This is a genomic window from Bacteroidia bacterium, assembly GCA_033391075.1.
Taxonomy (GTDB): domain Bacteria; phylum Bacteroidota; class Bacteroidia; order J057; family J057; genus JAWPMV01.
On record JAWPMV010000001.1, the window covers coordinates 4,531,288 to 4,545,406 of the forward strand.

General features: G+C 43.6%; 8 protein-coding genes. 3 read left to right on the top strand and 5 right to left on the bottom strand.

Features of this window, described 5'->3' with window-relative positions; all coding sequences use genetic code 11:
- Positions 1–63 precede the first annotated feature (63 nt).
- The 5 genes from R8P61_18105 to R8P61_18125 form a co-directional block, all read right to left on the bottom strand.
- On the bottom strand, positions 64–1,545 hold the full coding sequence (locus R8P61_18105) for a hypothetical protein (protein ID MDW3648989.1): 1,482 nt from the start codon (positions 1,543–1,545) through the stop codon (positions 64–66).
- Positions 1,546–1,547: 2 nt separating this feature from the next.
- Positions 1,548–3,086, bottom strand: a complete 1,539-nt coding sequence (locus R8P61_18110; protein MDW3648990.1) for a 4-hydroxyphenylacetate 3-hydroxylase N-terminal domain-containing protein — start codon at positions 3,084–3,086, stop codon at positions 1,548–1,550.
- Between the two features lie 6 nt (positions 3,087–3,092).
- The gene (locus R8P61_18115) at positions 3,093–3,620 is read right to left on the bottom strand and encodes a hypothetical protein (protein ID MDW3648991.1); all 528 of its coding nucleotides are present in this window, start codon (positions 3,618–3,620) and stop codon (positions 3,093–3,095) included.
- Positions 3,621–3,677: 57 nt separating this feature from the next.
- A complete protein-coding gene (locus R8P61_18120; protein MDW3648992.1) occupies positions 3,678–5,801 on the bottom strand; it encodes a sialate O-acetylesterase in 2,124 nt (707 codons plus the stop codon).
- 81 nt (positions 5,802–5,882) lie between these two features.
- Entirely contained in the window at positions 5,883–8,411 is a 2,529-nt protein-coding gene (locus tag R8P61_18125) for a PAS domain S-box protein (GenBank protein ID MDW3648993.1), read from the bottom strand.
- A 321-nt stretch (positions 8,412–8,732) separates the two neighbouring features.
- Between R8P61_18125 and R8P61_18130 the strand changes: the two genes are divergently transcribed.
- The 3 genes from R8P61_18130 (at position 8,733) to R8P61_18140 (ending at position 14,119) form a co-directional block, all read left to right on the top strand.
- The gene (locus R8P61_18130) at positions 8,733–11,756 is read left to right on the top strand and encodes an aminotransferase class III-fold pyridoxal phosphate-dependent enzyme (GenBank protein MDW3648994.1); all 3,024 of its coding nucleotides are present in this window, start codon (positions 8,733–8,735) and stop codon (positions 11,754–11,756) included.
- A 142-nt stretch (positions 11,757–11,898) separates the two neighbouring features.
- The gene (locus R8P61_18135) at positions 11,899–12,195 is read left to right on the top strand and encodes a hypothetical protein (protein MDW3648995.1); all 297 of its coding nucleotides are present in this window, start codon (positions 11,899–11,901) and stop codon (positions 12,193–12,195) included.
- Between the two features lie 55 nt (positions 12,196–12,250).
- Complete coding sequence (locus tag R8P61_18140) at positions 12,251–14,119, top strand: biotin/lipoyl-containing protein (protein ID MDW3648996.1); 1,869 nt, start codon at positions 12,251–12,253, stop codon at positions 14,117–14,119.

The following is a 14,119-nucleotide window of genomic DNA, read 5'->3' on the forward strand; positions in this document are numbered from 1 at the left end:
TATTAGGTTCAAGGAGATTTTTTTGCTGGACTTTCCGCCTCGCAATGACAGCAAGGCTGATGTTTAGATATCCATAATCTTAGACACATCCGGATCAAGTTCCTGGGGTTTATCCATCAGAGAAATTGTAAAAAAGAGGAACATGGAAACGAAAAGTGCGAAGGCTCCTACGTCTATTGAGTAGGGCAAAGGAATCTTGAAAATTTTTATGATAAAATTGACGCTCAGGCTGGAAATGATGGCAATGTTTGCAGCCTTGGGAGTTGCGCGTTTCCAGTTAAAGCCTATGGCAACTACCGGGACTATCGCTGCTGCGAAAGTTCCCCAACCAAAAGCTCCCAAAATAGCAACCAAATCTCCCGTATAAAGGGCGAATGCACCCGCCAGAATGGTCAACAGAAAGGTAACCATCCGCGCCCAGAATAATTCATTGGGAATTCTCTTTCCGATAGCTTTGGGTATATCATGTATGATGGCTGCTGTACCAATATTCAGAAAAGCATCTGCGGTGGACATGATAGCTGCGAATAATCCGGCAAATACAACTCCTGCTAAAATGGGGGAAGCATAATGTTGTAGAAATTGAGAAGCCGCTTCATCTGCATTGCCCAATTCGGGATGACTTCCATCTAAAACCACTGCACGCATGGCCAGGCCAATACTGATCCAGAGTAAAGCTGAGAACATATAGCCAAAAGCTGAAACAGGCAAAATAAAACGGGCATCGGAGATCTTTTTATTCATCATCATCTTGGTGATGACATGAGGCTGCCCCGCTCCTCCCAGTGCAAAGACAAATAACCAGGACAAACATCCAATCATCCCCAGGGTTCCCCAGGGACTCATCGCCGCCGGATCATCTTGCTGGATGATCTGGCTGATTTCCCCAAAACCTCCTTCAAAAGCAAAAATAGCAGCTATGAAAATCAAGATGGATGCCACCACCATGATTCCTCCCTGAATGATATCTGTGTAAACAGAGGCAATGATACCTCCCGTTACGCTGTAAAACACAAGTATCGAACAGGAAATCAGCATACAAGCTTCCAGAGAAATTGCATCAACCCAGGGAGTCTCGATCAGAATGTCTCTAAGAACCACAGTCATAGCTTTGATCTGCGTTGCCAGATAGCCAAGCACTCCGAGTAAGATCGCTATCGAGATCAGGAAGGAAGTGGTATTGCTATTGTAACGAAGCTTGACTACATCCGGAAGAGAAACAGAGTTTCCCAATTCGGCAAAGAGACGAAGTCTTTTGGCCAATAAGAAAGTCGATAAAGAAAAGCCAATCATGGCACAGACTGCCATCCAGGCCGAACTCATCCCCATGCGATAGACCAGGCCGGGTCCACCGACAAAGCCAAAACCACTCATGGTGCTGGAAAAAATGGCGAAAGCTGCCACCATAATTCCCAGGTCCCGCCCCGCCATAAAAAAATCTTTTACACTTGTAGTCTTTCGCAATGCCCATATCCCGATGACGATACAGAGGACCATATATATGCCCAGGGCCGAAAGAATGATGTGATGCCTGTATTCCTCCATGCTTAACCTTCAATCTTAAATACTCTGGCGAAGTAGCTTCCCAGTTCTTCGCCTATGCTATCCTTGTCTCCTTCTAGTTCAATTCCTGCCAGAACTTTTGCCAGGCGTTTCTTATACGCTAATTGCATGGATCGGGCAATCATGATTCTTTGGGCTTGGGGCGATCCTGCTCCATGCATACTTTCGGTCAAATAGCCTACGGCATTTCGTCCTAGCGTCATATTCTCAATCAAGCGCAGAATCCGCATTCGATCTTCCGTATCTACGTCTTCTCTTGCCTTCAGGTACTTCCTCAACAACTTGCCGATCTCCGGATGATTGAGGTCTTTTTCACTTGGCATGGTTGCCACCAGGCCACCGGCCAAATCCTGGGCTAGTCGCCCGATTTCATAGGGCATTTTGGTTACGTGATGTTTGCACACATTGGCGATCATGTCATCGCAGATATAGGCTCCGGATTTGGTTTCGAAGCCTTGATGAGAAGCCGCTATTCCCGTAGCATAGATGGTTTCATTGAGATGGGTCATCTCTATGAGTTTGTCTTTGATATGGGAGGCTTTGGCAGTTCCATTATACTCAGCTATGCTGGCAGCCGCGCCAATCAATACATCTCCTACTCCGGATTTACAGACATAGCTCCTGCGATGATAGGAAGTAAATCGCTCGACCAGCATACTGGCAAATTCATATTCTCCATCCATAAAAATATACTCATTCGGAATGAAGACATCTTCCAGGATAATCATGGCCTCTTGTCCTCCGTATTTGGCATTCCCTACATCGAGACTCCCTCCTTCCATTGCTCTCGTATCACAGGACTGACGCCCATAGATATAGGTGATGCCCGGAGCATCTACAGGAATGGCTCCTATTATCGCAAAATCCTTGTCTTTTTCTCCCAATCGAGTAGTAGGCATGATGAGTAGCCAATGCGAATTGATACAACCCGTTTGGTGTGCCTTTGCTCCGGTGATATATACCCCCTCTGCGCTTCGTTTTGTAACATGCACATAGAGGTCCTGATCAGCTTGTAAATGCGGTGGCAAGCTTCTATCCCCTTTCACATCCGTCATCGCACCTCCTATCACATAGTTGTTTTTATGCACATGGGTCAGGAATTTTTTCAAGCGATCATGATAAGGGCTCTGATGTTTTTCATCCATCTCATAGGTAACCGAATAGAGAGAATTGAAAGCATCCATGCCTACACAGCGCTGGAAACAGGTCCCCGTGAGTTGGCCCAGTTTTCGCTGCATTTTGTTTTGCATGACCAGGTCTTTTTTACTGGTACATACATGGAGAAAGCGACTGATCCTTTCTCCGGTAAAAGGAGAAATTACGGTAGCCAGCTCTGGATTACTGACTCCTAAATCATAGGTCTTGGCTACGGCATTAATAGAAGGTCGGATCATGGGATGATCTACCGGTTCTTTTACTTTTTCGCCAAAGAGGTAAATCTCCAATCCTCTTCCCCTTAAACTTTCAATATATTCTGCTCCCGTTCGAATCGGGCTTGCTGCGGTTTGTATCGTATCGCTCATAATTTCTTATTCAGTCTGATTTCTTTGGGTTCTATCTCTAATGATTTTCTGAAAAGCTTCTTCTTCTTCCGGAGAAATCACATGCTTTTCAAATCCCCGTACATAGAGGTAGATAAAAACTACCGGAACGAACCAGATCCCATACAACATCCAGGCCGTTGGTATGGGTAGCCCTCCCCAAATGGGTGCTTCTACATGATCGTATTGCCAGGAACTGAAGACGAGCCCACAATACGTTATAAAGTAAATCCCCATACCGATCAGAAGATCACTTCTTTTGAAGCCTCCATCCTTGGCTCTTTTGCTGCCCCAAAAAAGACTTGCTCCAAAGATGCCAATGATCCCCAGGCCAAAGGCAAATCCCAAATATCGGATAGCTGCTGAACTAGCCTGGCTATTGGAACTGTGAAGCATGGTTTTGAATTCAGGATGTACCTTTCCTGTGGCTTCTGGAACTCCGGGAGTCAGAGCCAATGCCAGTATTACAAGCAATACCAATGATAGGCTGATGAGATAGGGGTAGTAGTCTTTCATATAGAAATAGATCCAGTCTTCAAATTCGGAAAATTTGGGCAGATTAAGAAGTGGGAGCTACTCAAGCCTGACTTCATCCCAAAAAACCCAGTGATGGCTTTCTGCATCTGATCGTCTAAGTCGGATTTTAAGAAACCTGATTTTCCTGCTTTCCAAATTGATGCTGTGATTAAAGAGTTTGTATTCATTCCGATCATCCACCTCTTCTGTCAGCCCTTTTCTTTCCTCCAGCAATTTGTATTTCTTTCCATTAGAGGAGTACAAAACTTCGATTTTTTCAGGAATATCGATGAGCGCATTTAGCTGCTGGATAAATCTCAGGTGAACTGCCTGGAACTGTTTTTTCTCCCCAAAATCCATCACAACTTCAACTTCTTTATCCCGATATCCCAGCCATTCCGGATCGAGAAATCCATTCTGTGCTTCGACTCCATTGATGAGGGTATTGCTTCCCTTGCCTGCATAGGTGGGATTTGCTTTGGTTTGTCTAATGATTTTTCCTTCCCAGGCCCTATTGAGAAAAATACTTTGGCTACTGACAAAACTGGCGAGGCTATTTTCCCCTGCAGCAACCGCTTTTATATCCAAAGGAGCTTTCACAAGGAAGGCTTTCTCATAAAGAGGACTCTTGAGAGAAGGCTCCACCCCATTTATGGTATATCTAATTCTATGTGGCTCACTACCGGCATAACTCAAATTCACTTCAAACTCCCCCAGAGAAGCATTATAGCTGGGATTGATTTGAACCTTGCTAAAAAAGACGGGCCATTTGTCTGATCGAAAGGAAGAAGCAGGTAGGCCATCCTGATTAAAGAGGCTCGCTTCAGCCTCATCCTTCCAGGCATAGCGGCAAGCCAGGGGACTGCTTACCTTCGGACTGCTTAGCACGATCTTATCTTCGATTATTTCCGCTTTTGCAGGATAGAATATTCGATCTTCTCCCGCGATAGTGAAATTCGTTTCATCATCCTGTAGCCTCAAGCCACTTTCAGCAAAAGAAAAGGACACTTCCAGTTTATCCCCTATCTGTTTAGCTTCTTTAAAAACCGGCCCGCTAATGGGAATTCCTGTCTTTTCATAGTCCTTGACGAGGGCCATATTTGCCAGTCGCTCTCCAACGGCTTGTTTCTTTCGGGGATGTATATCCTCGGGATTGCCCAGATCCATTGTACTCACCATACCCGAACGTGCAATTCTTTGGCTATAATCCTGGGCTTCCCGGATACCTGTACCGGAAAGAGGAGTCGCATATTTGAAAGGTGCGATCTGTACATAATAAAAAGAAAAGCGATAGCCCCAATTTCTCCTCCAGCTCTGAACCATAAATGGAAAGAGTTTGCGATATAGCCAGGGATCATAGGTATTTGATTCTCCCTGGTACCAAATAACCCCTCGAATGGTAAATGGGATCAAAGGTGAAAGCATGGAATTGTATAAAATACCGGGATTTTTAGCCTGTATAGGGTCAGGGTATTGGTTTGGAAATTCGCGATGTCGGCTAAGAGCTTCATCAAATGCCCGCATCATTGGCTGGAAATCTGCCTGACTTTCCAAGGCATCCCGTGGGGTCCAGGCCTCAGCGGGTGTACCTCCCCATGCTGTTTGGATGATCCCAATAGGGATGTCAAGCTCTTCCTCCAACTTACGGGCAAAGTACCAGGCTACCGCACTTTTATCAGCAATTTGCGAACTATTTACTTCCTGCCAACTGCCTTCACAATCAATGCGAGGAGTAGAGGAAACCGTTTTCTTGACTTTGAAAATTCGGATCCTTGGAGAATTTGCACGCCCAACCTCCGCTTTTCCTCCCTCCGTCATTTCCAGGGGCCATTCCATATTTGATTGACCTGAAGCGATCCAAACCTCTCCGATCAGGACATCTTTTATTTCTACCTGATCCTCTCCCTTTATCAAAATCCGATAAGGTCCACCGGCTTCAGGCGTAGGAATTTGAACCAGCCATTTTCCTTTGGTATCAGCAAAAGTAGTGGTACCGATACTGTCCCAACTCGCAAAGACTTCTATCGCTTCTCCCGCCGCAGCATTTCCCCATATATTGGCATATGAGTTTTGCTGCAATACCATCCCATCCTGAAAAAGAGAGGGCAAAGCAATTTTTGCCAATATATCTTGAGAGAAGAAAAGTAAGAAGAGAAATAGCAGCGTCTTGCGAACAATCATAGTTAGATCCTTTTGCCGGAACCTAAAACTACTGATTATTTACAAATTATCGCATGAGTCGAAATTGAAAGCCCAAATATCCTAGTGCTTGAGGCTCATTTGCATATTGGCTTCTGGATTGACGAGTTTACGGCTAGGTAGGGTAAAGCAGAAAACACTTCCTTTGCCGGGCTCAGACTCTACCCAGATATCTCCTCCATGCCTATGTACAATTTTTCTACACATAGCCAGGCCGATACCTGTTCCTTCAAACTCATTGGGACGATGGAGGCGTTTGAAGATCTCAAAGATCTTTTTCTGATTGTCTTCCGAAATTCCAATGCCATTGTCCCTGACACAAATTTTAACAAATGCACCGACATGGCGGTATTTGATCCATACTTGTGGATGCTCACTTTTGTTGAATTTCAGGGCATTGGAAATCAGGTTGTGGAACAGAATGCCCAACATCACGGGCTCACAACTCAATTGGGTGCTTTTTTCCGGTAGGTGAACTGTCCCGCTCTTTTCTTCTAGAAAGACCGAAAGATTGAGAACATTCTTTTTCAAGACTGTATTTAAGTCCGTGTCTTTGAGGTTCATTTCTGAACGCCCCATCAGAGAAAACTCCAGTAGGCCTTTCATTTGCTCGGTCATCCGCTTTACCCCTTCTGTCGCAAAACGAATGTATCGATGTGCCTTCGGATCCAGATTTTCTTCATAATCTCTCGCCAGTAAGCCTACAAAATTACCTACCATTCGCAGGGGTTCTTTCAGGTCGTGGGATGCTGCATAAGCAAATTGTTCCAGGTCATCATTCGAACGCTTAAGTTCAGCATTGATCATTTCCAGATGAAGGGTTCTTTCTTTGACCTTTTCTTCCAGCGTACTGTTCTTTTGTTCGAGTTCTTTCATCAAAGCCTTCCGTTCTGAGATATCCCGAATAATATGGATCGCATGGGCCCTTCCCTGAAATTCAAAAGGCGAAACAATTACCTCAGCGTCAAAGCTATTGCCAAACTTGCTGACATACTGCCATTCAAAACGCCTGATCTCTGATTGGGCTTTATCTATCTGAAAGACTTCTTCCCTCTTTTCTATGCTGGTCTTACCATCAGGCTGAAATTTGGGACTAAAAGTGAGGGTATTTGCATGCAGGATTTCATCGCGGCTGGCTTCAAAGAGCTGAAGCATTTGCTCATTACAATCAATCGCTTTCCGCCCCTCCAAATCCAGTAAGAGAATCCCATCGGCAGAAGATTCAAATAGCGTCCGATATTTCTCTTCATTATTTTTGAGTAAAGTCTCATCTCGTTTTTGAGAAGTTATATCCCTGAAGGATAGCACTCTTCCCACCACTTTCCCTTTATGTAAATGGGGCTTAGAATGAACTTCAAATATTTTACCGTCCTCCAGGCGGATTTCTGTAAAAGTCTCTGCCCGATTATCTTTCAATACCTCTTCGACATCCCGGTAAAAAACCTCTGGATTTTCCAATCTCACAGGCATCTCCGATACCAATTCCATCAATTTTTTCCCTTCAATATTTTCAACAGAGGTATCCCACATTTCAAGGTACTTGCGATTATATTCCTGTACTTTTCCTCTTCTGTCTATGACGAGAATTCCGTTTACAGAGGAATCCAGAGTTGCCGCCAATAAAGATTGAGAATAAGCTACCTCTTCGGCTTTGCGCATACGAGCACTGACATCTTCAATGGACCCAAAAAATTCATCCGCTCTTCCATCTTCATCGAAATTGCTCTCCCCTCTCAAATGGAAATATTTCTTTTCCCCTTTGTTTTCTATGCTATAGATAAAATCAAGGGTTCTACATTCCTCAGGATTCTCTAATGCCTGAATCAGGCTTTTTCGGTATTCAGCTGGAATTCGATTGATCAAAGCTTCTTCAATCTCAAGGACATCCTGCGCTTCGTATCCAAAAGTGCTCCGGAAAAGGGAAGATGCCTTAAACTTTTGGTTGCTAAACGAATATCTCCAGGGCGCGATTTTCAAGTGTTTTAGGTTGAATCGCAAATCCTGTTGATCCAGTTTCAATTTATGTTGGTTTCGCTCGAAATAATTTTGGTAGATATAGATGAAAATGATTTGGAGCAAAAAGGCTTTCAGAATAAAATAAGCATTGACAATGATGATATGCTCAAACTTCAGGAGAGGATCTATAAACAAGAAAGAACTTGCACTTAAAAAGATACAACTCAAAAGAAGAAGTTTGCCCCACAAAGGCACCTTCTTGAGCATTCCGGAAAGATATGCGATCAGGAAATAGGCAAACTGCGTAATAGCGAGTGCAGGAATGGGTTGGGCAATGACAGCCAATATAGTGGCGAGCGGAAACAAAACAATCATGCTGACAAGCATGGCAGGTCTCCGAATTTCCCGGTAATAAAGCAGACTGATAATCAGAAAGAATATACCAATAATGCAGAAAGCTATTCCAAGAGGATAAGTCTCAAAAAGAATCAGGAATAGGATCAGAGGAAGGCTGGTAAGCAGGGACACCATTACCAGCCTATCAAACAAGTATTTTTTAAGGTCGGATACCGTAGCCAGCTCCCCTTTGGGAGCTTTATCTATCCGAAACAATAACGTAAACAACCTGTTTCTCATAGGGTTTGTTTGTCAAAATCCAGGCAGGTTGCAATAGTAAAAGAATGTAGGCACAGGGGCCAGGGCAAGGCGACAAACAGGATCAGTAAGAATAGGATGGTTCCCAAATAGGACTACAAGAATGGAGACTTGAAACAGCTATTAACTTAAGAAAAATTGGTCCGATTAGCTCTTAGTCTCAAGGAATATAAAGATACTATATTTTTCACAAAAAAACTATTCATTTTGTGAAATAGTTATTGTTCACTTCCCAATGGCTTTTTTTTGCATAAAATATCAAGTCTGACAGGCTTTTTTACACCAATTTGATATCTTCGATGCATGAAAATCCCCACTACTGACTACATATCTATTTGGGTATCTGAGCACTATGGAATTAAGTGCACAGCAAAAAAACTCGCAGGCGAGGTAGACTATAATTACTACCTAAAATCAGATGAAGGCGCAGAATACATCCTCAAAATAGCCTCCGCCGATTCCGACAGAAAGAACCTCCACATGCAAAATGCCATGTTCCGCTTTCTGGCCAGTAAGTCTCCGGACATGGTTTTACCCAAAGTTCAAGACAATCTGGCTGGAGAAGAAATAGGAAGCTTTATTTCTCAGGAGGGAGAAAAGCGTATGCAAAGGCTGCTGAGCTGGGTTCCGGGAAAACTCTGGGCTGAGGTAAATCCCCATAGCGAAGATTTGCTTCAGAGTCTCGGAACAATTTGCGGGCTTTATAGCAAACATCTGCAAGGCTTTGACCATGAGGTCGGCCACAGATGGTTTAAGTGGGATGTGAAGGAAGCCGTTTGGGTGGAAAAGGATTTTCATTTTTTTACAAATCCCCCCCAAAGAGAAAAAGCTGATTTCTTCCTGTATCTATTTAAAGAAAGAGTGCTTCCTCTCAAAGATTTACTCAGAAAAAGCCTCATCCACAATGATGCAAATGATTATAATATCCTCGTCGATCCAAAAAAAGGAATTGTAAGTTCTCTGATAGATTTTGGCGATGCGATCTTTTCATATACTGTCAATGAACTGGCTGTTGCAATGGCCTATGCATGTATGGGAAAAGAAGATCCACTGGAAGCTGCCCTTCCGATTCTAAAAGGCTTCCATCAGGAGTTTCCACTGAGAGAAGAGGAACTGCAAGCGCTCTTTCCTCTGGTATGTGCGAGGCTCTTGATCAGTGTTACCTGTTCAGCGAGGAATAAGCACGAGCATCCCGACAATGAATATTTATTGATCAGTGAGAAACCAGCATGGGAACTCCTGGATAAATTTTATCGACTTTCTCCAAATTTCGTTGAATATCGTTTCCGTGAAGTTTGTGGTTTCACTCCTCATCCCAAAACATCAAGCTTCAGAGATTGGGCATTAATGGCAAGCTTTTCTCCTTTATTTAAGCGGAACATAAACAAAGAAGCAAAGCACATATTCGATTTGGGTGTTGGTAGTCTGGAGTTAGGGAACAATGGTGATTTTGACAGCATTGAAAGTTTTGATAAAAAAGTAATAGACATTCTTGGAGTAGCTGAAACTGATCTGGGGATAGGAAAATATGATGAAATCAGACCTGTTTACACCACAGATGCTTATGAGATCCAGGGAAACAATGGCTCCATTTGGCGGACTTTACATATAGGACTGGATGTCTTCCTGCCTGCAGAAACGGAGATACATGCACCTCTGGCGGGAAAGGTTCACAGTTTCCACAACAATGATTTCGAACGCGACTATGGACCTACCATAATCCTGGAGCATGAGATAAATAAGGAATTAACTTTTTATACCCTGTATGGTCATCTCAGCCTTGATTCTATTGAAGGACTGGAAGTTGGGCAAAGGATAGAAGGAGGAGAAAGCTTTGCAAAAATCGGAAATAGAAGGATAAATGGAATGTGGCCTCCGCATTTGCACTTTCAAATCATGCTGGATATGTTGGGGAAAGTTGGTGATTTTCCTGGAGTTGCCTTTCCCCATCAAAGAAAGACCTGGCTGAGTATTTGTCCCGATCCTCAATTAATCACAGGAAGCCTTTATCAGCCAATTCAAAAAAGAGAAAAAGATGAGTTGCTGGCAAAACGAAAAGCACATTTAGGGAAAAATCTGAGCCTTTCTTACGAAAAGCCTTTACATATGGAAAGGGCCTATCTCCAATACCTTTATGCCAGAGATGGCAGAAGATATCTCGATACGGTCAATAATGTTCCTCATGTCGGACACCAGCATCCCCGAATAGTTCGTGCTGCACAAAAGCAGATGGCCATTCTCAATACCAATACCCGCTATCTACATGAGCAGATTATTGCCTTTGCGGAAGAATTAACTGCCAGCCTGCCTGATCCTCTCTCGGTAGCTTTCTTTGTAAATTCTGGCAGTGAAGCCAATGAACTCGCTCTGAGGATGGCAAGAACCTACAACCGGCAGAAAGATATGCTGGTAGTTGACGTTGGCTATCACGGGAATACCCAGGCATGTATTGAGATCAGTCCCTATAAATTCAATGCGAAGGGAGGAAATGGCCCGGAGGATTTTATTCATATTACTCCTATGCCTGATGGATATCGGGGATTATATGCCTATGATGATCCTGATGCAGGCGAAAAATATGCGTCCCATATTCAACAAAAAATAAGCAAACTACAGGAAAAGGGAAGAGGCTTTGCTGCTTTCATCCACGAAAGCATCCTCAGTTGCGGCGGCCAAATTGTATTGCCACCTACTTATCTAAAGCATGCCTATAAAGCTGTTCGCGATGCAGGGGGAATATGTATAGCCGACGAAGTTCAAGTAGGATTCGGAAGAGTGGGAGATCAATTCTGGGGTTTTGAATTGCAGGGAGTGGTGCCGGATATTGTCAGTATGGGAAAACCCATAGGAAATGGACATCCACTGGGAGCAGTGGTTTGTCGACCAGAAATTGCAGAGGCTTTTGCAAATGGGATGGAGTACTTCAATACTTTCGGTGGGAATCCGGTTTCCTGTACCATTGGAAGAGAAGTTTTGAAAATCGTGCAGGAGGAAAATTTGCAGGCACACGCCAAAAATGTAGGCGATATCCTCTTGAAGGGCTTGAGAGATCTACAAGGTCTACATCCCATCATTGGAGATATCCGGGGACATGGCTTATTTCTGGGATTTGAGATGGTAAAGGATCAGGAAAGCAAAGAGCCCGCAGCAGAAGCCTGTGCTTATTTGGCAAATAGAATGAGGGAAAGAGGAATCCTCATGAGCGTAGATGGTCCTCTCCATAATGTGATCAAAATAAAGCCTCCATTAGCCTTCGGAGAGAAGCATGCAACTATCTTATTGGAAAATCTCGCCCGAGTCTTTCAGGAAGATCAATTAAGGCTTTAAAGTAGTTTTCGAGCTCATTCTCTTTAATTTGAGGCATTATCTCAAAATATTTTAGAATTCCCTTTATTTATAGATATCTTTGATAGATATAGTTAGCAGGACCAAATCCTGTTTCTAAGATTCTACCTTACTACTCGTGACTATGAATGCGTTATTATTAAACGTATCCACAGGGCCATTTAATGAAGCGCTAAGTCTGCTGGGAATTGGGATGATCAGTATCTTCCTGGTTTTAGGGCTGGTTGTTCTCTCAGGAAATGCCCTCATAATATTCTCCAATAAATTTTTAGTAACTGTCGAAGAGCATCTTCCCCAAACGGAAGATAGCCCCCTTGCACAGGTCTCTCCCTCAACTATGGCAGCCATAGTTACGGCTGTTGAACTCAGTACCCTTGGCAAAGCCAAGATCCGAGAGATCTCAAAAAAACCATCCACTTAGAGTATAATTCACTTTTTCAGCACTCAATTATTATACAACATAGACGTCTGGCATTATGGCTAAGAGTATTGATTTTTGTTTAGTATATCGAGATATGTGGCAATCCTCCGGGAAGTACCTGCCACGTGTCGACCAGTTAATCCGTGTAGCACCGGCTATTATTGAAATGGGTTGTTTCAGAAGGGTCGAAACCAATGGAGGAGGCTTTGAACAGATCAACCTCCTTTTTGGTGAAAACCCCAATAAATGTGTCCGCGAATGGACCCAGCCTTTCAATGATGTTGGGATTCAAACCCAAATGTTGGAGCGTGGGCTCAATGGCATACGCATGAGTCCGGTACCTGAAGATGTGCGCAAGCTGATGTTTAAGGTAAAAAAGCTACAAGGTACAGACATATCTCGCTCCTTTGATGGACTCAATGATACCCGAAACATCAAAGATTCTATCCGCTTCGCAAAAGAAGGAGGCATGGTAGCCCAAGCGGCATTAAGTATTACCTGGTCTCCGATTCATACCGTTGACTATTACGTCAATATGGCCTATGAATTGATCGAAGCAGGTGCCGATGAGATTTGCATCAAGGACATGGCAGGTATCGGTCGTCCCACTTCTATAGGAAAAATGGTAGCGGGTATTAAAAAGAAATATCCGGATACCCTCGTTCAGTATCATGGCCATTCTGCTCCCGGATTCTCCGTAGTTTCATCTTTGGAAGCAGCGCGTGCAGGAGCAGATATCATTGATGTAGGCATGGAACCGCTTTCATGGGGTACAGGTCATGCAGATTTACTCACGGTACATGAGATGCTCAAGGATGATGGATTCACGGTTCCGGATATCAATATGGATGCTTATATGCATGTCCGTAGTCTGACTCAGGAATTCATCGACGACTTTCTGGGATACTACATCAATCCCCGTAACCGATATATGAACTCTCTCCTGATAGGCCCGGGATTACCTGGAGGCATGATGGGAAGTTTGATGGCCGATCTGGAAAAGAATCTCAGTGGTCTGAATAAATGGTTGACGAAAAGAGAAAAATCTACCTTAACACAAGATGAGCTGCTCATTCGATTGTTTAAAGAAGTAGAATACATCTGGCCGCAAATGGGATATCCTCCACTGGTTACTCCTTACAGCCAATATGTAAAAAATGTAGCCATGATGAATGTCCTTCAGATGGCTAAAGGCAGAGAACGCTGGTCTATGATTGCCGATAATGTCTGGGATATGCTCATGGGCAAATCGGGTAAACTTCCCGGCAAGCTGGGTGCGGAATTACAGGAACTGGCAGCAGATCAGGGCAGAGAATTCTTTACAGGAGAACCCAAAGATCTATATCCAGACACTTTGGATAGTTTCCGCGAAGAAATGAAGAAAGAAGGCTGGGATTTCGGAGAAGACAATGAAGAGCTGATGGAACTTGCAATGCATCCTCAGCAGTACAGAGCCTATAAATCGGGTAAAGCCAAAGCTGATTTTGAAGTAGATTTAGCAGAAAGGAAAGCAAAAAAACAAACATCTTCGGCTCCTGCAGTACCTGAGAACTTTCAACCTAAAACTCTTCACCTTGATGTGAATGGGGAGAAATTTACTGTTTCTGTTGCTTATGACCACAAAGAGTTAGCAAGCTCCAATGGGAATGGTCATGTGAAAGTTGACAAGCCTTCCTCCAATGGAAATGGGAACTATAAAGAAATCCTGGCTCCTCTGGAAGGGACTTTTTATTTAACCAAAGAAAGTTCTGATACTCCGATCAAAGTAGGAGATTCCATTAATAAAGGAGACGTCATTGGTTATATCGAATCCATGAAAGTCTTTAATGCAATTTCAGCAGATCAGGCAGGAAAGGTAGTTGAAATAAGTGCCAATAATGGGGCAGGAATTGAGGAAGATGATGTCCTCATCAAGGTACAATAA